A 22,705-nucleotide genomic window follows, 5' to 3' on the forward strand; every position below is an offset into this window, starting at 1 on the left:
GATCGGCGTCCTCAGACCTCGATCCGCGTCAGGTCCTCGCCGATCACGACCGGACCCGAATAGTCTTGTCGCACATCCGCGAGCAGCGCGTTCAGCATGGCATCGTCGGTGCGGGGCCGGTGATGGGTCAGCGCGAGCTTCTTCACGCCAGCCTTGGCCGCGACCTTGCCGACCGTATCGCCGCAGGCGAGTGTGTATTTCGCTAGCCGCCGGAAGTGTTCGTTGTTGATCTCGGGCGTTGCGAGAAAGCAGACCTGGACGAGCAGATCTGCGCCCTCAGCCAGCCGCTCGAGACCGGGGCAGGGGACCGTGTCGCCGGAGATCGCGATGACTTTCCCCTCCGCCTCGAAGCGGTAGCCGAGACACATCCAGCGCGCCAGGAACGCCGGCGACATGTCGAGGCCGTCGCCATGCGAGACGAGCTCGGCGCTGACCTTCCAGCGGCCGGTGTCGAGAACGCGGCCCGGAATGATGTCCGTTGCGACGACCGGCTTCCAGCCGCCGAAGGTCGGCTCGCCCTGATCGCGCCAGGCGATGTCCTTGTCGTAGACCTGCGTGACCAGTGTGTTGACCAGCCGTTCGGTATCGGGCGGCCCAAAGATGCGCAGCTCGTCCTTGCGCCCATGCATCCATGAATTCAGCATCACGTCGTAGAGGTCGCCGATGTGGTCGAAGTGGTGATGGGTGAGAAAGACCGTGTCGATGGCGCCGAGCGGCACGCCGGCCTTGTGGAGCTGCACCATGACGCCGCGGCCAGCGTCGAACAGGATGTTCTCCTCGCCGAGCCTGATCAGCGTGGTCGTCGCCATCCGGCGCGGGTCCGGGCGCGGGCCGCCGGTGCCGAGCAATATGACTTCCATGGCGGCTACTCCAGCGTGACGATCCTTCACAGTAGAGTCGAAGCGGGCAGCGAGGCAAGCCGCACAGGCCGCCGAGCATGGAGACAGGAGCGTTCAACGCATGGCTGTCGCAGAGGCGGCGATGTCAAGCCGCCTGGCTGAGCTGCCGGAGCCCGCGGTCGTCAGACGATGCGCGAGATCCTGCGCGCGCCGTTCGATCAGCTGCCAGGTCGCGCGCGCGACGAGGTAGCTGAGCGCGGCGGTGACGGCATAGGCGATGAGCAGCGAGACCAGCCCGTCCGCGAGCGGCCAGACCTGGCGCAGGCCGTAAATCACGGCGAAATGCGACAGGTACATCGAATAGGAATTGCGGCCGAGCGCCTCGATCGGCGACCAGCGGATCGCCAGGCGAATGCAGCCGGCAACCAGCGCGCCGAGCACGAGGTTGATCATCAGATAGTTGAACTCATGAGAGCCGGTGGCGCGATCCGCGATGAGGGACAGCGCGATGAAGAGGGCGAAGATCGCGGCGTCCGACTTCGCAAAGCCGTCGCGCAGCGCGAAGAACAGTGCGCAGCCGACGAGGAAGACCGGAAGCTGGTTCAGGAAGCTGATATGCAGCGCGTTCCAGACGAAGGCTTCGTGTCCCGGTCCGTAATAGGCCGAGAACAGCGCAAAGGCGAACGGCTTGAACAGGCAGACATTGACGAGATGCAGCACGATCGCCAGCCCGAGATAGAAGTGGCGGCGCGCGCCGAACGCGGTGATCAGGAGCGGGAAGATGAGATAAAACGTCATCTCCGCGGCGATCGACCAGTCGCCCGGCACGACGCTGTTGACGCTGTCCGGCCAGAAGCCGTGCAGGAACGTTGCGGTCAGGATCACCTGGAGCGGCCCGATGCCATTGGGCGCGTTAGCGCTCGGGCCCGTGCCGTTGACGGCGAGATAGAGCGGGATCGCGAGCCAGAACAGCGGCGCGATGCGCAAGAAGCGGCGGATGTAGAACTTGCGCGTCGGGTTCGTCTCCGTGCGCTGCGTCCACATCAGGCACATCGTCATGGCGCTGACGAAGTAGAACACGTTGACGCCGGTCCAGCCGCACATGAAGGCGAAGTCGACGGCACGGATGTTCGATGGAAAAGATTGGGAAACGTGGATCGCCATCACGCCGACGATGGCAAGACCGCGCAGGAAGTCGAGGCTGTGCGAACGGCCGAAGGGCGCTGCGGCTCTCTCGGTTCGACCGGCAACCGGCCGGGGCTGCCCCTGCATCACGCCTGCTCCTTCGGGTTTCCCATCTGCAGGCGGGACCATAGAGGCCCGGCCGGCTTTCCCGAAGCCGAAGGCTTTCTTTACGTTAACCGGCGGTTGAATCCGCAGGCGGATGTACGGGATTGGCGCTGTCGAGCTGGCACCGCGGGCGCCGGCGCGAGCCATGTCGGCATAATGATGCATCGGATGAGAAGTGTGGGGCAATTCATACTTAATGCGCCAACACTGTGACCAATATTGTTTGGGCAGCACAACACGCCTAATATTCGGCAGGCAATTTCGGGGGCTCGAACCAGCTGTGAATGTACGTTCACAAGACAATGCGTTGCGCGACGGCGTGACTTTTCAGGCCGGGGCGCCCGCACACAGGACATCCAACATCGTGGCTGATTCCGCACGTCAGGACTTGCGTCCCGCAGGCCGTGAGCGGCTGATCGTGGTCGAAGACGATCCGGTAACGCGGACCATGCTGGTCGGCTATTTCAACGACAACAATTTCGACGTGGTCGGTGCCGGCTCCGTTGCGGAGTGCCGCCAGGCGCTGCGCTCGCGCACCGATCTCGTCTTCCTCGACGTGCAGCTGCCCGACGGCGACGGCTTCGAGCTCGCCAAGGAGATCCAGGCGACCAGCAATGCGGGCATCATCTTCGTGACCCGCCGCGACACCGATGTGGATCGCATCCTCGGCCTCGAGATCGCGGGCGATCATTACGTCACCAAGCCGATCAATTTGCGCGACCTGCTCGCGCGCGCGCGCAGCGTGCTGCGGCGGCGCTCGATCGACCGCAAGGCGGCGCGCAACCACAATTCGATCGCCTTCGGCGACTGGATCATCGACCTGACGCGGCGCGAGCTGCTCGGCGCGGACGGCAAGCCGGTGGCGCTGACGCGCGCCGAATTCGACCTGCTCGCCGCATTGGTCGGCGCCGACGGTCGGCCGCTCAGCCGCGACTATCTGATCGAAGTCGTCAGCAACCGCCAGGCCGAGGTCGACATCCGCACCGTCGATGCGCTGGTGGCGCGGCTGCGCCGCAAGCTCGTCGGCAGCGGCACGCCGGTCATCGCGACCGTCACCGGCGTCGGCTACAAGCTCGCACTCAGCGAACGGCCCTAGCCCCTATCGCGCGCGGGCGCTCTGGTCCGCCGATGCCTTCTGCGCAGGCCCGGCCAGCCGGTCGTCGACCGCATAGAGCGTGCAGGTCGGCGACCATTTCAGGCAGGCGGCGAGCGAATCGCGCTGGGCCTCGTCGGCGGTGGCGCGCCCCGAACGCCAGCCGTAGCCGCCGTTCGGCGACACCGCAAACGCCTTGTGCGGCAGCGTGCTGGCGAGATAGCGCGCGAACTCGGCGCGCGCGGCCTCGTTGAGCCGGCCCGGCGGAGGCAGCGGATCGGGCGGGCTCAGGATGTCGTGGTTCAGCCCGCGCTCGCGCAGGAACGTGTCCACATACGGCGTCCATTGCGGGCGGCCGGCCACGGAATAGAGATAGTGTCCATCGTCGCCGTAGGCCGGCGCTGCGACGAATTTTGCGGTGCCGCCATTGCCGCGAAACCCGTCATAGAGCCGGCGCGCGAGATCGGGACCGAAGAAGTTGTCGTTGGTCGCGTAGACCCACAGCATCGGCACGCGCGAGGTCTTGCCGAAGCTGGCGAAGGCCTGCACCAGCCCATCCTCGTTGCAGACGTCGTCGTCGTCGCGCGAGCCGCGGCCGCCGGCGAAGCTGATCGCGGCGACGAGGCCGCTTGGTGCCTGCGCGGTCAGCGCGACGGTGGCGAGCCCGCCGGCGGAATGGCCCGCCGCGATCATGCCTGACGTGGTGACGTCGGTCCGACGTGCCATCGCATCGATCGCCGCGCGCAAGTCGGCAACCGCAACCGCCGCCGCCGGCAAATAGGCGGCATTGGCGCAGCCGCCGACGCTGTCGACGCGGCCGCCGGGTGATGTGCCGTAGCCGCGCCGCATCACGATCAGCGCGGCAAAGCCGCGCCGGGCATATTCCAGCGCGATGCCGTAATACTTGTGCGCCGACATCGTCGCGCGATCCTCGAACTTGCGCGGCGAACCGTGGCTGAGCAGCGCCAGCGGATAGCGCTTTGTCCCCGCGGGGCGAACCAGGAACGCCTCCAGCCCCTGCGCCCCGGCCTCCGCCATCGGGATGCGCAGATCCTCTGTGTAGAATTCCGCAGCCATCGCATTGGGCAAGATGCCGGCCATCACGAGCCAGGCCATCAGAACAACCAAGAGCCTGTGAAACAGCGTCGTCATGCCCCGACTCGAAAAAGCCCCGATCTGAAAGACCATAGCATGATCTCAGGAACGGCCAGCCCCTCGCGCGTGTTGTGCATTTGGCGGCGGTCCGGCCGATGCTATGGTGTCCCGCACTCACGACAAGACGAGGATCATTCAGTGGCTGATGTTCATCCCGCGGCGGGCAAGCAGGTCTCGCCGGACGCGCTCACCAACATTCCAAGGCTGGTGACGGCCTATTTTGCGGGCAAGCCCGATGTTGCGGATCCGGCGCAGCGGGTGGCGTTCGGCACCTCCGGCCACCGCGGCACCTCGTTCAAGAACACCTTCAACGAGGGCCACATCCTCGCGACCACGCAGGCGATCTGCGACTACCGCAAGGAGAAGGGGCTGACCGGCCCGCTCTTCATCGGCATCGACACCCATGCACTGGCGGAGCCGGCGCTGGTCAGCGCCGTCGAAGTGTTCGCCGCCAACGGCGTCGACATCATGATCGACAAGGACGGCGGCTACACGCCGACGCCCGTGATCTCGCACGCGATCCTGACCTACAACAAGGGCCGCAGCAGCGGCCTTGCCGACGGCGTCGTCATCACGCCCTCGCACAATCCGCCGGAGGACGGCGGCTACAAATACAATCCGCCGCATGGCGGCCCCGCCGACACCGACGCCACCTCCGTGATCGAGAAGCGCGCCAACGCCTATCTCGCCGACGGCCTCAAGGGCGTGAAGCGCATCGACTACGCCAGGGCGCGCAAGGCCGCGAACGTGCGTCCGTACGACTTCATCACGCCTTACGTCGCCGATCTCGGCAATGTCGTCGATCTCGACCTGGTCAAATCCGCCGGCATCAGGATCGGCGTCGATCCGCTCGGCGGTGCCGCCGTGCATTACTGGCATCCGATCATCGAGCGCTACGGCCTCAACGCCACGGTCGTGAACGAAGCGATCGACCCGACCTTCCGCTTCATGACCGCGGACTGGGACGGCAAGATCCGCATGGACTGCTCCTCGCCTTACGCGATGGCGAGCCTGATCGGCATGCGCGACCGTTTCGACGTCGCCTTTGCCAACGACACCGACGCCGACCGCCACGGCATCGTCACGCGCACCGGCGGCCTGATGAATCCGAACCATTATCTGGCGACCGCGATCTCCTATCTGTTCGCGCACCGCCCGGACTGGGGCAGGGATGCCGCGATCGGCAAGACCGTGGTGTCGAGCTCGATCATCGACCGCGTCGCCAAGAAGCTCGGCCGCAAGCTGGTGGAGACGCCGGTCGGCTTCAAATGGTTCGTCGATGGCCTCGTCAGCGGCGGCTTCGGCTTCGGCGGCGAGGAGAGTGCAGGGGCCTCGTTCCTGCGCCGCGATGGCACGGTGTGGACCACCGACAAGGACGGCATCATCCTCGGCCTGCTCGCCGCCGAGATCATGGCGAAGACCGGCCGCGATCCCAGCCAGCTGTTCAATGACCTCACCGCCGAATTCGGCGTGCCGCACTACGCGCGCATCGACGTCGCGGCCACGACACCGCAGAAGAACATCCTCAAATCCGTCACCCCCGAGCAGCTCGGCCTCAGGGATCTCGCCGGCGATCCGGTTCGCTCGACGCTGAGCAAGGCGCCGGGCAACGGCCAGCCGTTCGGCGGCATCAAGGTCGAGACCGATTTCGGCTGGTTCGCTGCGCGGCCGTCGGGGACCGAGGACGTCTACAAGATCTATGCAGAAAGCTTCCGCAGCACCGAACACCTGAAGCGGATTCAGGAAGAGGCTCAGGCCGGGCTGGCGAAGGTGTTCGGGGCGTAAGGGCCCTGCGGCCGGCGCGCCTTTCTTGCGCCTCTCCGAGGGAGGGGCTGCCGTATTCTCCGCTGTCATCACCCGCGAAAGCGGGTGATCCAGTGCGCCGCGGCCCCAGTTGTGTGAACCCAATGTCCGCCGCGGCGTACTGGTTAGATATGTATACATCAAACAGGCTATAGGTAATTTGATACGCCTATTTTGGCCTTGAACAATTCTATCTCCCCGTTATTGTATACATAACGCATACATAAGCCGTGGGAGTGAGACCTATGACAAAACCCTTCCCCATGAACGCCTGGTACGCCGCCGCCTGGGATGCGGAGGTGAAGCCGGCGCTGTTGCCGCGGACGATCTGCGGCAAGCACATCGTGATGTACCGCAAGGCCGACGGCTCGGTGGCCGCGCTGGAGGATGCCTGCTGGCATCGCCTCGTGCCGCTGTCCAAGGGCCGGCTCGAGGGCGACACTGTCGTCTGCGGCTATCATGGCCTGAAGTACAACGCGCAGGGCCGCTGCACCTTCATGCCCTCGCAGGAGACCATCAACCCGTCCGCCTGCGTGCGCGCCTATCCCGTGGTCGAGCGCCACCGCTACATCTGGCTCTGGATGGGCGATCCCGCGCTGGCCGATCCCGCGCTCGTGCCCGACATGCACTGGAACGACGATCCGGCCTGGGCCGGCGACGGCAAGACCATCCACGTCAATTGCGACTACCGCCTCGTGCTGGACAATCTCATGGACCTCACCCACGAGACTTTCGTGCACGGCTCCTCCATCGGTAACGATGCGGTCGCCGAGGCGCCGTTCGACGTCACCCATGGCGAGAAAACTGTGACGGTGACGCGCTGGATGCGCGGCATCGAGGCGCCGCCGTTCTGGGCCAAGCAGCTCGGCAAGTCCGGTCTCGTCGACCGCTGGCAGATCATCCGCTTCGAGGCGCCGTGCACCATCGCCATCGACGTCGGCGTGGCGCCGACAGGCACCGGCGCGCCGGAAGGCGACCGCTCGCAGGGCGTCAACGGTTTCGTGCTCAACACCATCACGCCGGAGACCGAGAAGACCTGCCATTATTTCTGGGCCTTCGTGCGCAACTATCAGATCGGCGAGCAGCGCATCACCACCGAGATCCGCGAGGGCGTCTCCGGCATCTTCCGCGAGGACGAGATGATCCTGGAAGCGCAGCAGCGCGCCATGGACGAGAATCCCGATCGCGTGTTCTACAATCTCAACATCGACGCCGGCGCGATGTGGACGCGCAAGCTGATCGACAGGATGGTGGCGAAGGAAAATCCGCCGCCGCGCCTTCAGGCCGCGGAGTAGGGACAAATGAAAGTAGCGCCCGAGCGTGAGGTCGACCGCTCCATCTCGCAGACCGTGAAGGCGCAGCTCGCGCTGCGCGACCAGATCCTGTCGGGCTCCTTGCGCCCCGGCGAGCGCATCTCCGAGCTGCAGGCGGTGGAGACCACAGGCGCCTCGCGCACGCCGGTGCGCATGGCCTTGGTGCGGCTGGAGGAGGAGGGCCTGCTGGAGGGGATCCCTTCCGGCGGCTTCATGGTGAAGGCGTTTTCGGAGCGCGACATCTCCGATTCCATCGAGCTGCGCGGCACGTTGGAAGGCCTCGCTGCGCGCTTTGCCGCCGAGCGCGGCGTCTCCGCGCGCGAGCTCGAGCCGCTCAAGGAGTGCCTCGCGGCGATCGACGAGCTGCTGCGCCAGGTGCCGATCTCGATCGAGGCCTTCTCGTCCTATGTCACGCTCAATGCCCGCTTCCATGCGGTGCTCACGGAATTGTCGCGCAGCCCGCCGCTGATCCGCCAGATCGACCGCGCCTCGGCACTGCCGTTCGCGTCGCCAAGCGGCTTCGTGATGGCGCAGTCGGCGCTTCCCGAGGCGCAGCAGATCCTGATCATCGGGCAGGAGCACCATCGCGTCGTGATCGACGCGATCGAGAACCGCGAAGGCGCGCGCGCCGAAGCCATCATGCGCGAGCATGCCCGGCTTGCGGTTCGCAACTTGAGGCTCGCGCTGCGCAACCGGACCCATCTCGACCTCCTGCCTGCGCTCGCGCTGATCAAGACCGCAACCGATTGAGGGCAGTCGCCATGCGCTTCATCGAAACCTGGACCCCGGCGACGCTCGTCTCGACGCGCGATCTCGCCCCCGGCATCCGCGAATTCCTGATCCGCCCCGATCAGTTCGACGGCGCGGCCTATCCGGTCGGCAGCCACATCAATGTCAGCGTGACCATCGACGGCCAGCCGGAGACGCGGTCCTATTCGCTGGTCGGCGAGGCCTCGTCGCAGGGCCTTCGAATCGCGGTGCGCCGCACTGATGATTCCCGCGGCGGCTCGCGCTACATGTGGTCCTTGCAGGCGGGTGCGCGGCTCGACATCACCCAGCCCGCATCGCTGCTCGCGGTGGACTGGGCGCGGGAAAACTATTGCCTGATCGCCGGCGGCATCGGCATCACCCCGATCCTCGGCGCCGCGCAGGCGCTGGCCCGGCGCGGGGCAAGCGTCACGCTGCATTATGCCGTGCGTTCGCGCCGTGAGGCCGCCTATCTCGACGATCTCGCCGCCATGCTCGGGGAGCGCCTGGTCGTCCATGCCAGCGATGAAGGCCGGCGGCTCGATCTCGACGCTCTGTTTGCTTCACTTCCGCAAGGCGCGCTGGCGCTGTTCTGCGGCCCGATGCGGATGCTCGATGCCGCGCGTCACGCCTGGATCGGCGCCGGCCATCCGCTGCCCGCTCTCCGCTACGAGACCTTCGGCTCCAGCGGCACGCTGCCGACCGAAACTTTTCGCGTGAGATTGAAGGGCTCGAATGTCGAGCTCGAGATCCCGCGCGAACGCTCGATGCTGGACGTGCTCAACGCCAGCGGCCACGACGTCATGTACGACTGCAAGCGCGGCGAATGCGGCCTCTGCGCCATCGACGTCGTGGAGGTCGACGGCGAGATCGACCATCGCGACGTCTTCTTCAGCGATCACCAGAAACAGAGCAACCAGAAGATCTGCGCCTGCGTCTCCCGCGCGCGCGGCACCATCACGGTGGACACGCTGCTGCGGGCCGACGCGGTCTGACCAAGCCTGGTCACAGGACGTGTCACGATCAATTCGTCGCGTCCGCTTTGCCTGGAAGCCGAGCCCCACTGCGGTCACCCGACTCTTCTGTGTCAGGCGCGCTTCCCGCCGACCGAGATGAACGCCATGAGACAGGGCTCCGGCAACGGGTTGCGCCAGCGATGGCGCGTTCCGTTCTGGACGATGCAGTCGCCTTGACGCAAATGGACTTTCTGCCCGTCGTCCAGCTCCAGTGTCATCTCGCCACGAACCACGACCCCGTAGTCGATGGTGTCCGATGTGTGCATCCCCGGAGCGGCGCGGTCAAAATGATCTCCCATGGCAGGGATCTTCTCCGACATTTCTCTGAGCCCGCTCTCGAAGGTGACTCCAGGCGGCGGTTTCCAGCCTTCGGGGCGCTTCGGCGGATAGGAGATGAGACGAAACATCGTGCCTCCGGGACCCGGAAAGGCTTTCGTTCCCTTCAACATCGGATCTGGCTCTCGACCAGTGAGCTCCGGCACGCCCTCGGTCATATACAGTTCATAGAAAGTCAGTCCGGGATTTGCATCGATCTCGACCACCTTCGGCGTCACGTCGAAAGACGTCAGCACCGACTTGCCGGCCTCGTCGCGGCCGGTCAGCGCGCGTCTCGGCGGCGGCAAATCGCTTGAATCTCTTGCTTCGGCCGGGTGTGATATCCCAGTCAGCGCACTGCCGGTCGCGAGGACCGACAGCGCTTGCAGCAGGTGTCGCCGATCCCTGCCTTCGAGTTGTTCGAAAGAAGACGCGGTCCTGTCCGAAGCAGGCTCCGTATTACCCAGCGATTTTTTCTTGCGCCGTTGCCACAAGCGTCGAAGGAAGCTGCTCATCATGCGGTCTCCCCTGCTTGCCCGCCGACAACCTGCCTTTACGCGTTCAATCTAGGCGCGTGGACCTCGCAGTGCTATTCGGCTTTGGTCGAGGATGGATGCGGGTCAATGACGATCGGGCGCTGCGGGTTTCGCGTCCCGCCCGCAGGCTGATGTGTGTGTGCAGCGTGTCTACGCCGCGAAGACCGCCCGAAGCTTCTTCGTATTCAGCAGCGCCAGTACGTTATCGGCCGATACCGGCCGGCTGATCAGATAGCCCTGCACCTCGTCGCAAACGATCTGGCGCAGATATTCGAGCTGGTCGGCGGTCTCGACGCCTTCGGCAACCACGGCGATGTTGAGGTCGCGCGCCAGCGAGATCACCGACTTCACGATCGCGGCGCAGTCCGGCTGCACCAGCATGTCGCGGATGAAGGACTGGTCGATCTTGATGCGGCTGAACGGCAGCTTGCGCAGGTAAGTCAGCGACGAGAAGCCGGTGCCGAAATCGTCGAGCGCCACGGTGACGCCGAGTTGCAGCAGCGCGTTCAGGATCGATGCGGCCGAGCCGTATTTCGAGAGCAGCATCGATTCCGTGATCTCGATCTCGAAGCGGTTGGGAGAGACCTTCGCATCGGCGAGGGCCTGCACGATGGTCTGGAGGATGGCCGTGTTGTGAAACTGTGCCGCGGAGAAATTCACGGCGACCCTGATGTCCTCGGGCCAGTCCGAAAGCGTCGCACAGGCGCGCCGGATCACCCATTCGCCGATCTCGTGGATCAGCCCGGTCTCCTCGGCGATGGCGATGAACTCGCTCGGCGGCACGAGGCCCCGCGAGGGATGCTGCCAACGCAGCAGCGCCTCGAAACCGGTGATCCGATTGCTCCCGAGATCGAGGAACGGCTGAAACACCAGGAACAGCTCGTTGCGCGCGATGGCACCCTCGAGGTCCGACTGCAGCGCCTTGCGGTCGCGGGACAGCCTGTCGTCGGCCTGCTCGAAGAAGCAGACCGTGCCCGGTCCCGCCTTCTTGGCGCGATAGAGCGCAGCGTCCGCGTTCTTCATGAGGTCGAGCGCCATGTTGCCGTCGCGAGGGGCCAGCACGATGCCGACGCTGGTCGCGCCGACGATCTGGCGGCCCTCGATCTGGAACGGCTCGTCGAAGGCCGCAACGAAGCGCTCGGCGATCTCGAGTGCATCCTCGGGCCGCGCCAGATTGGCCATCACCAGGGCGAACTCGTCGCCGCCGATGCGCGCGACGTGCTCGGCGGCGCGGGTGCAGCGCTGTAGTCGGCTTGCGGCCTGAACCAAAAATTCGTCGCCGGCGGGATGGCCGAACTTGTCGTTGACCTCCTTGAAGCGATCGAGATCGAGCAGCAGCACCGCGAACTCCTCGCCCGACAGCGCGAGGCGCTTCAGCGCGGCATCGAGCGTCTCGTTGAAGGCGAAGCGGTTGGGCAGTTGCGTCAGCGGGTCCTGTCGCACCGTGCGCTCGGCCTCGATCTGCCGCATCACGCGCCGTGCGAACGAGAACGAATTGACGAACACGCCGCGCAGCAGCACGCTGCCATAGACCACGACGAGGAAGGCGATCAGCAGGAAGGCGAGGTCGCCGTTCCTGCCGAGGCAGATGGCGATGCCGACGAAGATCGGGGCCGTGAAGGCGATGGCCGCGATCGGGATCGTGGCGAAGGCGAGCGCGCCGCCGGCCAGCATTCCCGAGCACAGGCAGGTGATGACGAGCTGGCCGCCGGTCGAGGCATTGGCGAAGAAGGCGACCGGGACGATGCCCCAGGCCGCCCCGAGCAGAAAGGCATTGCGCACCAGCCGATGCATGGCGCGCTGCGAGACGAAGTGTGGCTTGGTGATGCGCCGCGCGCCGTGGGATTGCAGGCCGAACGCGATCGCGGCGACGGCTACCGTGGTCGCCCAGATCAGGGCGAACGTCCGGTCCGGCGAGCCCCACAGCGCGATGGCCAGCACCATGGCGTTGCAGGCATTGGCGAGCATGATGCCGACCGAATAGCCGAGCACCAGCGACATCTGTTCGGCGCGGATGTGGCCCGCCACGGCCTCGTCCGTTGCGGGACCGCCGAACGCCGACAGATCGCCGGCGAACAGCCGCGCGAAATAGCTGGTCAGTTGAGTCCGCATTCCAGAGCCTAGCAGCAGGGCCGTTTGTCCGGCTCGATCCGAAGAATTCTCCGCAAACCTTTGACGAACTATGAATTATCCACGCTTGCCAGGGTGGTCGCGACCACTTCTGCGTGTTCAAAGGAAGGTATCGATAACAAATCGATACAAATGCGGCGCCTTACGTTACGGATGTAACGGAAGGAACAAGTTCGCTACTAGTTCCGCTGTCATGCCCCGCCACCGGGTCTCGCCTTCGGCGAGCCCGATGACAGGCTCCGGCGGGGCATCCAGTACGCCGCGGCGGATGTGGCGAGAGCGAGCTCTTCAATGCCGTTCTCTGGAATACTGGATCGCCCGGTCGAGCCGGGCGATGACACCGGTGTCAGGAAGGGCGCGATCACCGCCCCGATCGCTTCGGATCGCAATAGAACGATTCGTCAGACCACGCCTTGTTCGTGCAGGAATCGCATGAGCGCCTCGGTCTGCTGCGAGCCCACGAAGGCGCCGATGTAGCCGTCGGGACGTATCAACACCCAGTCCCCGGGCGAGACGGCGTAGGCGCCGCGGAAGTGCTGGCCTTCGTCGACGAGTTCGCCATCCGGGCCGATGCAGTGGATGCGCAATCCCGTGCGCGCCGGCACCGCGTCGCGTCTCGCCTGATAGCCAAGCAGCGTCCAATGAGGCCCTTTGAGCAACTCGAACAGCCGCATCGGCTGTCCGGCCGCGCCGCGCAGCGGCGCATCCGGTGCACGATCTCCCGCGAGCAGGCCCGACACGCGCTCCGGCTGTTCCAGCGCGAGCGGCGAGCCGGGATAGCCGATGTCGAGTTGCTGCACCTCGCGGCCGCGCCTGATGTCGCCGCGCTTGGCGGCATCCAGCAATTTTGTGGCAAGGCCGAGCATGGCGGCCGCAACCGGACGGCGCTCGCTCTCATAGCTGTCGAGCAGAGCTGCGACGGCCCCGCCGATCACGGCGGCGAGCTTCCAGCCGAGATTGTAGGCGTCCTGCACACTGGTATTGAGACCCTGACCTCCGGTCGGGGGATGAATGTGAGCGGCATCGCCGATCAGGAATGCGCGGCCGTCCCGGTAACGATCGGCAAGACGCGCGTTCATCTGATAGGCCGATGCCCAATGCACGGCGTGAACGCGAATATCGCTGCGCCCGGTGCGTTCGGCGATCATGGCCGAGAGCCCTTCGGCCGACAGATCGACCTGGCCTTCGAGCGGGACCGGCGCCTGCAACTGGAAGAGCTCCGTTCCGGCCAGCGGGCACAGCGCCATCTGCCGATCCATCGCACCGTCGTGGAAGCGATGCCACGCCCCACGGTCCAGCCCCGTCAGCACGACATCTGCAACGATGGCACGCACGCCGAGCGTCTTGCCCGGAAAGCCGATAGCGAGCGCATGACGCACGAAGCTGCGGCCCCCGTCGGCGCCGACGAGGTAGCGCACCCGGATGGTCTCCTCGCCGTCCCTGCCTGCCAGGCGCGCGGTCACGCCGTCCTGGTCCTGCTCGAAGCCGGTCAGCTCGCGGCCAAACTCCACGTGCTGGCCGAGTTCGCGCAGGCGTTCGCGCATCACGTCCTCGGTCAGGAATTGCGGGAGCATCAGCGCCATGTGGTAGGGCTCGGCCGGTGTCGGGGCGATGTGCTCCGCGATCTCCGTCTCGATGAAGCTGCCGTCGCCGAGGTATTTGCGCTCCGGCGGGTAGTGGCCGCCAGCCGCGACGATACGGTCGAGAATGCCGAGATCCTCGAAGATTTCCTGGGTGCGCGGCTGGATTCCCTTGCCGCGGGAGCCGTGGAACGGACCGTCGTTCTTCTCGATCAGCCGAAAGGAGACACCCCGCCGGGCGAGCTCGATGGCGAGCGTCAGGCCGGCCGCGCCGGCGCCGCAGATCAGGACATCCGCCGTGAATTGCTTTGTCATGGGATCCTCGATATGTGTAATATGCACATATTAAGTGGAGGGCAGCCGGAGTGTCAAGAAGGGTGCAAAATACACATATTAAAAAACAGGTGCGTTCGCTTCACGAGGCGTTGATCGACATCCTCAGCGTCATGAACCGCCGGCAGGGTGACGAGATGATGATCCGCGAGGCCGGCATATCGCTCGATCGCGCCCTGTTTCCGCTGCTCGTCGGCATCGAGCGGCGCGGTCCGATCGGCGTCGTCGATCTCGCCGATCGGATGGGGCGGGACTACACCACGGTCAGCCGGCAGGTCGCGAAGCTGGAAAGCCTGGGCCTGGTCAAGCGCCACGCCAGCGAAACGGATCGCCGCGTCAGCGAGGCCACCGTCACGCCGAGCGGCAAGGCCATGACCGACGCGGTGGACCGGGCGCGCGAACGCATCGTCGGCGGGATGTTCGCGAGCTGGGACGATCAGGATGTCGAGGACCTCGTGCGCTTGATGCGCAAGCTCGCAGACGCGATGATCGCATCTGGCGATCCAAGCTGACATCGATCACGAAAGCGCTTGCAAACGTAGCGCGCCGTTTCGCCACCCCGGCTGTCATGCCCGGGCTTGCCGCCTTCGCTAAAGCTCCGACGAGCAGAGGCACCCTTGTGGTCCCGGCGTAGCCTTGGCGGAGACGGGACCGGGGCATCCAGTACACCGCGGCGGATTTGGCGAGAGCGAGCTCTTCAACATACTGGATCGCCCGGTCAAGCCGGGCAATGACAGCAGTGCTCTGAACATCATCGCCCCAGCTGCTTCGGGTCGTAATAGAACCGCTCCTCGACAAGCTTGTCGCCCTGCCAGGTCTGCCATGCGATCTCGTCTAGCGTCCGCGTGACACCTTCAACATTGGTGAAGCTGAAAATCCAGCGCGAGGCGACGTGGTCGCCGTCGATCAGGCTTGGCCCGACGCGGACCGCCTTGACCTCCTTGGAGGCTGCCAGCACGCCGCGCTCCTTGGCAACGAGCTTGTCGCGGCCGATCGTAGGTGCAGCGTTGTTCTCATAGGTGGCGGCATCCGGCGTGTAGAATTGTTCTATCGCGCCGACGAAGTCCCCATCCTCCAGTCGCTTCGCAAAAGCTTCGACGATGTCACGGCTGGGCATGGCGACCTCACGAGTAAAACCGACTAATAGTCGGTAAATACCGACCGATAGTCGAAAAGTCAACTGGCCGCTTGCGCCGAATTCGATTACAGCCTGATGGGATGAGACTAGCGCTGCAACGAAGGTGCGTTCCCTCCCCCCTTGCGGGGGAGGGCTAGGGAGAGGGGTGGCCCAGCAAAGAGTGCCAGTTGTTGATGATGCACCGAGCGCATGCGCGATCGATAGAGTCCCCGTGTGGCCCCCTCCCTGACCCTCCCCCGCAAGGGGGGAGGGAACGGAGAGACCGCCGCTGATCGCGAACTCGCTTCGACTTCAACCCATCATGCATTAGACGAGACTCATGGCGAAACAGGCGGAGCGGCGGGCGGCAACATCGGAGGCGATCCTGACGGCGGCGCGCCGGCTGTTCGGGACGCAGGGCTTTGCCGCCACCACGATGGACGAGATTGCCGAAGGCGCCTCCGTCGCCAAGGGCGCGGTCTATCATCACTTCAAGACCAAGGAGGCGGTGTTCGAAGCCGTGTTCGACCAGGTCTCGCGCGATCTCGTTGCCGAGATCGACCGCACGGCGCGGGCCGAGAAGGACGTGCTCGCCGCGATGGTCGCCGGCACCCAGCATTATTTTGCCGCGACCGCCAAGGGACCGACCGGCCAGATCATCCTGCGCGATGGCCCCGCCGTGCTCGGCTGGGAACGCTGGCGCGAGATCGACGCGCAGCATTTTGGCGGCAAGATGCCGCGCGCGCTTTCCTCTGCGATGGAAGCCGGGTTGATCGCCCGACAGCCGGTCGAGCCGCTGGCGCGCCTGCTGCTCGGCGCCGTGACTGAGGCCGCAGTCGCCTGCGCCGGCCGCGCCGACATCGCAAGGGCGGGCGCGGAATATGCCCGTGCGTTCAAGTCGCTGGTCGAGGCGCTGCGACTGCGCGCATGATTGTGCTACTCACGAGCTGGAAACGCCCCCACCAACAAGAAGAACAGTAGCGCATGAACGCAAATTCCTCCCTCACGCCGTCAGATCCCGAATTCGACTACGTCATCGTCGGCGCCGGCTCAGCCGGCTGCGTGCTCGCGAACCGCCTATCGGCGAGCGGCAAGTACAGCGTGCTCCTGCTCGAGGCCGGACCGAAGGATTCCAACATCTGGATCCACGTCCCCCTCGGCTACGGCAAGCTGTTCAAGGAGAAGTCCGTCAACTGGATGTACCAGACCGAGCCGGAGCCCGAGCTGAAGGGACGCCAGGTGTTCCAGCCGCGCGGCAAGACGCTGGGCGGCTCGAGCTCGATCAACGGCCTGCTCTATGTCCGCGGCCAGCATGAGGACTACGACCGCTGGCGCCAGCTCGGTAACACCGGCTGGGGCTACGACGACGTGCTACCTTACTTCAAGAAGGCCGAGAACCAGTCGCGCGGTGCGGATCAGTATCACGGCACGGGTGGGCCGCTGCCGGTTTCCAACATGATCGTGACCGATCCGCTGTCGAAAGCCTTCATTGACGCCGCGGTCGAGACCGGTCTGCCCTACAACCCTGATTTCAACGGCGCCACGCAGGAAGGCGTCGGCCTGTTCCAGACCACGACGCGCAACGGCCGCCGCGCCTCGACGTCGGTCGCCTATCTCGGCCCCGCGCGGACGCGCGGCAATCTCAAGATCGAGACTGAGGCGCTCGGTCAGCGCGTGCTGTTCGAGGGTCGTCGCGCCGTCGGCATCGAGTACAGGCCGTGCGCCGCGCGCGGGCGCGGAGGGAGATCGTGCTGTCGAGCGGCGCCTACAACTCGCCGCAGCTGCTCCAGCTCTCCGGCGTCGGCCCCGGCGATCTGCTTCGCAAGCATGGCATTGACGTCGTGCTCGACGCCGCTGGCGTCGGCCACGACCTTCAGGACCACATGCAGGTCCGCATCGTGATGCGCTGCTCGCAGAAGATCACGCTGAACGACACCGTCAACAATCCGCTCCGCCGCACCATGGCCGGCGCACGCTATGCGCTGTTCCGCAAGGGCTGGCTGACGATTGCGGCCGGCACCGCGGGCGCGTTCTTCAAGACCAGCCCGCGGCTCGCCTCGCCCGACATCCAGGTCCACTTCCTGCCGTTCTCGACCGACAAGATGGGCGAGAAGCTGCATGATTTCTCCGGTTTCACCGCCTCGATCTGCCAGCTCCGTCCCGAGAGCCGCGGCTCCCTGCGCATCAAGAGCGCCGACCCGACCGTGCCGCCGGAGATCCGCATCAACTACATGTCGACCGAGACCGACCGCACCACCAACGTCGAGGGCCTGAAGATCCTGCGCAAGATATTGAACGCGCCAGCGCTGAAGCCGTTCGTGGTCAGCGAGTACGATCCCGGGGCGAAGGTATCCACGGATGCCGAGATCCTGGATTATTGCCGCGAGCGCGGCAGCACCATCTACCATCCGACCTCGACCTGTCGTATGGGCAACGACGCGCTCGCGGTGGTGGACCAGCGACTGAAGGTGAGGGGGCTCGACGGTCTCCGCGTCGTCGACGGCTCGGTCATGCCGGACCTCGTCTCGGGGAACACCAACGCGCCGATCATCATGATCGCCGAAAAGGCCTCCGACATGATATTGGAGGATGCGCGTTAAATTGCGGCTCGAAAGGACAACGGCTTGGCTACGCGACTGAAGATCGGCACCCGCAAGAGCGCGATGGCGCTGGCACAGACGGAAGAGATCGCGCGCCGCCTGACTGCCGCCGTGCCCGGTCTCGATGTCGAGATCGTCAAGTTCGACACCACGGGCGATCTCGACCAGACCAGCAAGCTCTTGCCGCATGGCGGCAAGGGCGGGGCCTTCGTGGCACAGATCCGCGCCGCCGTGTTGTCGGGCGAATTGCAGGCGGCGATGCATTCGCTGAAGGACATGCCGGGCAACGAGGACACGCCCGGCCTCGTCATCGGCGCCACGCTGTCGCGCGATCCGCCCGGCGACGCGCTGGTGCTGCGTGACGGCGTGACGCTGGAGGCGCTGCGCCAGTCCCGCGGCAAGGGTTTTAAAATTGGCACCAACGCGGTGCGCCGGGCCGCCTATGCGCGGCGGTTGTTCCCGGATGTGGAGGTGATCCACTTCCGGGGAGCCGCCGACACCCGCGTGCGAAAACTCGACAATGGCGAGAAGCAGCGCCTGCCGGATGGTGGTGCGGTGGGCCCGGCGGATGCGTTGATCATGGCGCGCTCGGGACTTGATCGCGTCGGTCTGGCTGATCGCATCGCCTACGAATTCACCGCGGCGGAGATGCTGCCGGCGGCCGGGCAGGGCATCGTTGCGGTCGAATGCGCCGCGCAGGACTGGCAGACGCGAAAAATCCTGTCGTCGATCGATGATCCCGCCGCGCACGCCTCTGCCGATGCCGAGCGCGAGGTGCTGTGGGTGCTCAACGGTCACTGCAATTCGCCGGTGGCGGGTTTTTCGACCATCGCGGGCGATCAGATGTCGCTTACCGCATCCGTGCTCGACCTCTCCGGCAACACCATCATCGAGGCCGCGCGCACCGGGCCGGCCAACCGCCCGCGCGAGCTCGGCCGCGCGGTGGGTCTCGATCTGCTGGCGAAGGGCGCGGCGGAGATCATCGAGCGCAGCCGCCCGCGCTGACGCGCTTTCCGCCATCGCCGTCGTCATTGCGAGCGCAGCGAAGCAATCCAGACTGCTACCCGCGGAAGGATTCTGGATTGCTTCGCGGAGCCTGTCATCGGGCCGCGCTTTGCGCGGACCCGTTGGCTCGCAATGACGGGTGTGGTGAGGAGCCGTCGTCTAACCCGCTTCGGCGAGGCCGGTTGGCACGCTGGCCTTTCTCAAAACGGGGCAGCGGCGCGATGATGCCATCCTGCTCCTGTTTTGCCCGACGTGTCAAAGGTCGACGCGATCCGGTGCGATGACGGCTCATCTGATTTCGGCGCGCGCTAAGTCATTGACCGGGCGTGGTCGCTCTACTGTGCATGGGGTTGTTTTCGCACTTTTTTGTTTCCGCCCCTTAAGAGGCGGAAAAATCAGCCCCGCACCCGCTTGATCATCTGCTCGACATGGGCGATCGGCGTCTCCGGCTGGATGCCGTGACCGAGATTGAAGATCAGCCGCCCCTCGGCGAAATTGGCCAGCACGTTGTCGACCGCGCGGTCGAGCGCGGCGCCACCCGTGATCAGCACCAAGGGATCGAGATTGCCCTGCACGGCGACCTTGCTCTGCACGCGCTCGCGGATGAAGGCCGGCTCCGCGGTCCAGTCGATGCTGACGGCGTTGACGCCGGTGGCCTCGACATAACCGGGCAATTGCGCACCGGCGCCGCGCGGAAAGCCGATGATCTTCGCATCCGGCACTTTTGCGCGCACGCCTTCGACGATGCGCCGGGTCGGCTCGGTTGACCAGCGCGCGAATTCGGCCGGCGGCAGCACGCCGGCCCAGGTGTCGAAGATCTGCAGGGCATCGGCGCCGGCGGCGAGCTGCGCCAGCAGATACTCGATCGAGCTGTCGACCAGCACGTCGATGATTTTGGAAAACGCCTCGGGGTGCCGGTAGGCCATCATCCGAGCCGGCGCCTGGTCGGGCGTGCCGTGGCCCGCGACCATGTAGGTCGCCACCGTCCACGGCGCACCGCAGAAGCCGATCAGCGCGGTCCTGGGATCGAGCGCGCCGCGCACGATCTTCAGCGCCTCGAACACCGGCGCGAGCTTGCTGAAGTCCGCCTGCGCGGCGAGCGTTGCGACCTTGGCCGGATCGTCCAGCGGCTCGAGCCGCGGGCCTTCGCCAACCTCGAAGCGCACCGAGCGGCCGAGTGCGTAGGGGATCACGAGAATGTCGGAGAAGATGATGGCTGCGTCGAAACCGAACCGGCGGATCGGTTGCAGCGTCACCTCGGCTGCCAGCTCCGGGTTGAAGCAGAGATCGAGGAAGCCGCCGGCCTTGGCGCGCACCTCGCGATATTCCGGCAAATAGCGGCCGGCCTGTCGCATCATCCACATGGGCGGGACGGGCTGGCGCTGGCCGGAGAGCACGTCGATGAAGAGCTTTTTTGCAGGCTGGGGCACGAATGGTCCTGAACGAGGTTATGGCTCCTGATACACCGCCCCGGCGCTCAGCGGAACAGGGGAACCAGCGCAATCGGGTCGCGTTGACCAGCCAAAGGAGGAGATCATGGCTGAGAGATTCAATCCCGCCCCGCACGACAAGCACGCCGACGATCTGCGTGAGGCGCTCGCCGCCGATCGTCACGCCAAGCTCGATACCGGCCTGGAAGACAGCTTCCCGGCGTCCGATCCCGTGAGCGCGGCCCAGCCGACGCCGTCGAAGGCCGATGCGGAGGCAGACGCCCCTTCGCTCTGGGACAAGGTTAAGGCGATCTTCAGCTAGCGGCGTGGGACGCCGGATTCCGATCGGCCTGCTAAGGTCTTGTTAGCAATGCGCTGATCGCGGCGTCCGTAAGACTACTGGAAAGCGGGGAGATAGCCGCGTATTCCAGTAGTGATTTCAGAGTTCACTAAGAGAAGCCGCAGAGTTTCCGAAACGATCGGAGAACTCTGCCGCATGAGCGCTACCCAACGAGCCGGATGGAGCCGCCTGCCGCTGCGTGCGGCGGCGTTTGTCGTGCTGACCTGCGCGACCATCCTCGGCGTCAGCGCCTGGCGTGAATGGGCCGCGCGAGACGCGGTGCTCAGGGGCGCCGAAACCGAGATGGCGAACGTTGCACGCTCGCTGACCCAGCATGCCGAGGACAGCCTCGACCTGCTCGATTCGGGCGTCGTGGGCGTCGTCAGCCGGCTCGAGATGGACGGCACCGACCCCGCCACGATCGCCAAGCTCAGATACCTCATGGAGGTGCGCAAGAAGGCGACGGAGCGCGTGCACAGCTTCGCCATCATCGACGACCAGGGCAACTGGCTGACCTCGCCCGGCACGATCGGCTCGACACTCAGCGACGACGCGTTCTTCCGCCATCACCAGCTCTCGCCGAAACGAGAGGCCCATCTCGGCCGTCCCGTGAAGAGCCTGCTCGATGGCGAATGGGTCGTCACCCTGTCGCGCCGCTTCAACAAGCTGGATGGCAGCTTTGGCGGCGTGGTGCTCGCGACCATCGGCTCCGGATATTTGTCGCATTTCTACGAGCAGTTCGAGATCGGCCGCAACAGCTCCGTGGCGCTGACACATGGCGACGGCCTGATCGTCGCACGCTACCCGAGCAACGAGAAATTCGTCGGACGCAGCGTCGCCGACAAGCCGCTGTTTCGCGACCCGAGCCTGCAACGGCCGAGCGGCGCCTATCACTTCAAGTCGCCGCTGGACGGCGCCGAACGCGTCAGCTTCTTCAAGCGCTCGGGCCGCTATCCGTTCTTCCTGCTCGCCACCGTGGACAAGGACGCACTGCTGGCGCCCTGGCGCGCCGCCGCAGTTTCCCGCATGCTCTACGTGCTTGCACTGGTCATGCTGATCGCGATCATCGGCGCGGTGCTGGTGCGGCAGTTGCAGCGCGGGCAGCGCATGGCCGCCGCCCTGGTCGAGAAGGAAGCGCATTTCCGCCTGCTTGCCGAGGGCTCCAGCGACATGGTGACCCGGATCGGGCTCGACGAGCGGCTGCGCTACGTCTCGCCGTCGTCGGTCCGCGTCGTCGGATGGCGCGCCAATCAGCTGATCGGAACGCCCGCGCTCGCCGGCATTCATGCCGACGACCTGCCGCAGGTCCAGGCCCTCGTCGACGCCATGAAGCGCGGCGAGACGGAGGAGGCGCGCGTCACCTACCGCAACTCGCACCGGCAGAAGGGCGAGGTCTGGCTCGAATCGACGATGCGGGTGACGCGCAAGGACAACGGCCGTGTTGATGGTGTGGTCGCGATCTCGCGCGACATCACCGAGCAGAAGACGCTGGAAACCAGGCTCGAGACGCTCGCGACCGAGGACAGCCTCACCGGGCTTGCCAACCGGCGCCGCTTCGACGAGCGTCTGAAGGACGAGTGGGCGCGCGCCTATCGCGACCGGTCCAGCCTCGCTTTGCTGATGATCGACGTCGACCACTTCAAGGCCTACAACGACGAATACGGCCACCCCGCGGGCGATGCCTGCCTGCGCGTGATCGCCGGAATCCTCGCGGCCGAGATGCAGCGCGCCGGTGATCTGGCGGCGCGCTACGGCGGCGAGGAATTCGCCATGCTGCTGCCGAACACGGATGCGGCCGGCTGCGCCCGGATCGGCCAACGGATCCGCGAGGCCATTCACCGGGCGAACCTCGTCCACGCATCGAGCCCGATTTCAGGACGCGTGAGCGCCTCGCTCGGCGGCGCGGCCTGCCGGCCGACCTTCGAGCGAACCGCAGGAGTCGCTTCGCTGGTAGAGGCCGCCGATCGCGCGCTCTACGCCGCCAAGGATGCCGGCCGCGACCGCCTGATGATGTCGGGCGAGGTCATGACCCTGCTGCCAAAGGCGTCAGGCCAGTAAGAGCT

Annotated in this window: 18 protein-coding genes and 1 pseudogene; 11 read left to right on the forward strand and 8 right to left on the reverse strand. The window is 65.7% G+C overall.

All coding sequences use genetic code 11. From position 1 onward, the window contains the following. Positions 1 to 11 precede the first annotated feature (11 nt). A complete protein-coding gene (locus QA649_RS10160) occupies positions 12 to 860 on the reverse strand; it encodes an MBL fold metallo-hydrolase (protein WP_283024055.1) in 849 nt (282 codons plus the stop codon). Between the two features lie 93 nt (positions 861 to 953). After that, on the reverse strand, positions 954 to 2,111 hold the full coding sequence (locus QA649_RS10165; protein ID WP_283024056.1) for an acyltransferase: 1,158 nt from the start codon (positions 2,109 to 2,111) through the stop codon (positions 954 to 956). A 298-nt stretch (positions 2,112 to 2,409) separates the two neighbouring features. On the opposite strand from QA649_RS10165, the gene QA649_RS10170 reads away from it, so the two are divergent. Then, the gene (locus QA649_RS10170; RefSeq protein WP_026312371.1) at positions 2,410 to 3,225 is read left to right on the forward strand and encodes a response regulator transcription factor; all 816 of its coding nucleotides are present in this window, start codon (positions 2,410 to 2,412) and stop codon (positions 3,223 to 3,225) included. Positions 3,226 to 3,228: 3 nt separating this feature from the next. On the opposite strand, the gene QA649_RS10175 is transcribed toward QA649_RS10170, so the two are convergent. Further along, positions 3,229 to 4,374 (reverse strand): alpha/beta hydrolase, encoded by a 1,146-nt coding sequence (locus QA649_RS10175; RefSeq protein WP_283024057.1) that lies wholly within the window; start codon positions 4,372 to 4,374, stop codon positions 3,229 to 3,231. Between the two features lie 141 nt (positions 4,375 to 4,515). Here QA649_RS10175 and pgm point away from each other — a divergent pair, with 141 nt between their 5' ends. The 4 genes from pgm to QA649_RS10195 all read left to right on the forward strand — a co-directional run bounded on the left by pgm (position 4,516) and on the right by QA649_RS10195 (position 9,235). Next, positions 4,516 to 6,162, forward strand: coding sequence for a phosphoglucomutase (alpha-D-glucose-1,6-bisphosphate-dependent) (gene pgm / locus QA649_RS10180; RefSeq protein WP_283024058.1), 1,647 nt, complete (start codon positions 4,516 to 4,518; stop codon positions 6,160 to 6,162). A gap of 263 nt (positions 6,163 to 6,425) precedes the next feature. Then, positions 6,426 to 7,475: an aromatic ring-hydroxylating dioxygenase subunit alpha gene (locus QA649_RS10185; protein WP_283024059.1), complete on the forward strand. Its 1,050-nt coding sequence runs from the start codon at positions 6,426 to 6,428 to the stop codon at positions 7,473 to 7,475. A gap of 6 nt (positions 7,476 to 7,481) precedes the next feature. Further along, entirely contained in the window at positions 7,482 to 8,243 is a 762-nt protein-coding gene (locus QA649_RS10190; protein WP_283024060.1) for a GntR family transcriptional regulator, read from the forward strand. A gap of 11 nt (positions 8,244 to 8,254) precedes the next feature. Further along, positions 8,255 to 9,235, forward strand: coding sequence for a PDR/VanB family oxidoreductase (locus QA649_RS10195; protein WP_283024061.1), 981 nt, complete (start codon positions 8,255 to 8,257; stop codon positions 9,233 to 9,235). 92 nt (positions 9,236 to 9,327) lie between these two features. On the opposite strand, the gene QA649_RS10200 is transcribed toward QA649_RS10195, so the two are convergent. From QA649_RS10200 to QA649_RS10210, 3 genes are all read right to left on the reverse strand, one after another. After that, positions 9,328 to 10,089, reverse strand: coding sequence for a cupin domain-containing protein (locus QA649_RS10200; protein WP_283024062.1), 762 nt, complete (start codon positions 10,087 to 10,089; stop codon positions 9,328 to 9,330). Between the two features lie 168 nt (positions 10,090 to 10,257). Further along, complete coding sequence (locus QA649_RS10205) at positions 10,258 to 12,219, reverse strand: EAL domain-containing protein (RefSeq protein WP_283024063.1); 1,962 nt, start codon at positions 12,217 to 12,219, stop codon at positions 10,258 to 10,260. Between the two features lie 419 nt (positions 12,220 to 12,638). Continuing rightward, on the reverse strand, positions 12,639 to 14,132 hold the full coding sequence (locus tag QA649_RS10210) for an FAD-dependent oxidoreductase (protein ID WP_283024064.1): 1,494 nt from the start codon (positions 14,130 to 14,132) through the stop codon (positions 12,639 to 12,641). 110 nt (positions 14,133 to 14,242) lie between these two features. On the opposite strand from QA649_RS10210, the gene QA649_RS10215 reads away from it, so the two are divergent. Continuing rightward, positions 14,243 to 14,662, forward strand: coding sequence for a MarR family winged helix-turn-helix transcriptional regulator (locus QA649_RS10215; protein WP_283026005.1), 420 nt, complete (start codon positions 14,243 to 14,245; stop codon positions 14,660 to 14,662). Between the two features lie 239 nt (positions 14,663 to 14,901). Here the strand turns inward: QA649_RS10215 and QA649_RS10220 are convergent, their stop codons facing one another. Further along, positions 14,902 to 15,267 (reverse strand): nuclear transport factor 2 family protein, encoded by a 366-nt coding sequence (locus QA649_RS10220; RefSeq protein ID WP_283024065.1) that lies wholly within the window; start codon positions 15,265 to 15,267, stop codon positions 14,902 to 14,904. A gap of 340 nt (positions 15,268 to 15,607) precedes the next feature. On the opposite strand from QA649_RS10220, the gene QA649_RS10225 reads away from it, so the two are divergent. From QA649_RS10225 to hemC, 3 genes and pseudogenes are all read left to right on the forward strand, one after another. Further along, positions 15,608 to 16,198: a TetR/AcrR family transcriptional regulator gene (locus tag QA649_RS10225; protein WP_283024066.1), complete on the forward strand. Its 591-nt coding sequence runs from the start codon at positions 15,608 to 15,610 to the stop codon at positions 16,196 to 16,198. A 53-nt stretch (positions 16,199 to 16,251) separates the two neighbouring features. Beyond that, positions 16,252 to 17,867, forward strand: a pseudogene (locus tag QA649_RS10230) (choline dehydrogenase). Positions 17,868 to 17,891: 24 nt separating this feature from the next. Beyond that, positions 17,892 to 18,872, forward strand: coding sequence for a hydroxymethylbilane synthase (hemC, locus tag QA649_RS10235; RefSeq protein WP_283024067.1), 981 nt, complete (start codon positions 17,892 to 17,894; stop codon positions 18,870 to 18,872). A gap of 395 nt (positions 18,873 to 19,267) precedes the next feature. On the opposite strand, the gene hemE is transcribed toward hemC, so the two are convergent. Continuing rightward, entirely contained in the window at positions 19,268 to 20,302 is a 1,035-nt protein-coding gene (gene hemE / locus QA649_RS10240; RefSeq protein ID WP_283024068.1) for a uroporphyrinogen decarboxylase, read from the reverse strand. A 106-nt stretch (positions 20,303 to 20,408) separates the two neighbouring features. Between hemE and QA649_RS10245 the strand changes: the two genes are divergently transcribed. Both QA649_RS10245 and QA649_RS10250 read left to right on the forward strand, forming a co-directional pair. Beyond that, complete coding sequence (locus tag QA649_RS10245) at positions 20,409 to 20,624, forward strand: hypothetical protein (protein ID WP_283024069.1); 216 nt, start codon at positions 20,409 to 20,411, stop codon at positions 20,622 to 20,624. A 174-nt stretch (positions 20,625 to 20,798) separates the two neighbouring features. After that, positions 20,799 to 22,700 (forward strand): diguanylate cyclase, encoded by a 1,902-nt coding sequence (locus QA649_RS10250; RefSeq protein ID WP_283024070.1) that lies wholly within the window; start codon positions 20,799 to 20,801, stop codon positions 22,698 to 22,700. Positions 22,701 to 22,705 lie beyond the last annotated feature (5 nt).

The organism is Bradyrhizobium sp. CB1717 (assembly GCF_029714325.1).
Taxonomy (GTDB): Bacteria; Pseudomonadota; Alphaproteobacteria; order Rhizobiales; family Xanthobacteraceae; genus Bradyrhizobium.

Bases quoted from the DNA above. Each gene is read 5' to 3' on its own strand.
- QA649_RS10160 (WP_283024055.1), bottom strand. From the start codon at position 860: ATGGAAGTCATATTGCTCGGCACCGGCGGCCCGCGCCCGGACCCGCGC.
- QA649_RS10165 (WP_283024056.1), bottom strand. From the start codon at position 2,111: ATGCAGGGGCAGCCCCGGCCGGTTGCCGGTCGAACCGAGAGAGCCGCA.
- QA649_RS10175 (WP_283024057.1), bottom strand. From the start codon at position 4,374: ATGACGACGCTGTTTCACAGGCTCTTGGTTGTTCTGATGGCCTGGCTC.
- QA649_RS10185 (WP_283024059.1), top strand. From the start codon at position 6,426: ATGACAAAACCCTTCCCCATGAACGCCTGGTACGCCGCCGCCTGGGAT.
- QA649_RS10190 (WP_283024060.1), top strand. From the start codon at position 7,482: ATGAAAGTAGCGCCCGAGCGTGAGGTCGACCGCTCCATCTCGCAGACC.
- QA649_RS10195 (WP_283024061.1), top strand. From the start codon at position 8,255: ATGCGCTTCATCGAAACCTGGACCCCGGCGACGCTCGTCTCGACGCGC.
- QA649_RS10200 (WP_283024062.1), bottom strand. From the start codon at position 10,089: ATGATGAGCAGCTTCCTTCGACGCTTGTGGCAACGGCGCAAGAAAAAA.
- QA649_RS10205 (WP_283024063.1), bottom strand. From the start codon at position 12,219: ATGCGGACTCAACTGACCAGCTATTTCGCGCGGCTGTTCGCCGGCGAT.
- QA649_RS10210 (WP_283024064.1), bottom strand. From the start codon at position 14,132: ATGACAAAGCAATTCACGGCGGATGTCCTGATCTGCGGCGCCGGCGCG.
- QA649_RS10220 (WP_283024065.1), bottom strand. From the start codon at position 15,267: ATGCCCAGCCGTGACATCGTCGAAGCTTTTGCGAAGCGACTGGAGGAT.
- QA649_RS10225 (WP_283024066.1), top strand. From the start codon at position 15,608: ATGGCGAAACAGGCGGAGCGGCGGGCGGCAACATCGGAGGCGATCCTG.
- QA649_RS10245 (WP_283024069.1), top strand. From the start codon at position 20,409: ATGGCTGAGAGATTCAATCCCGCCCCGCACGACAAGCACGCCGACGAT.
- QA649_RS10250 (WP_283024070.1), top strand. From the start codon at position 20,799: ATGAGCGCTACCCAACGAGCCGGATGGAGCCGCCTGCCGCTGCGTGCG.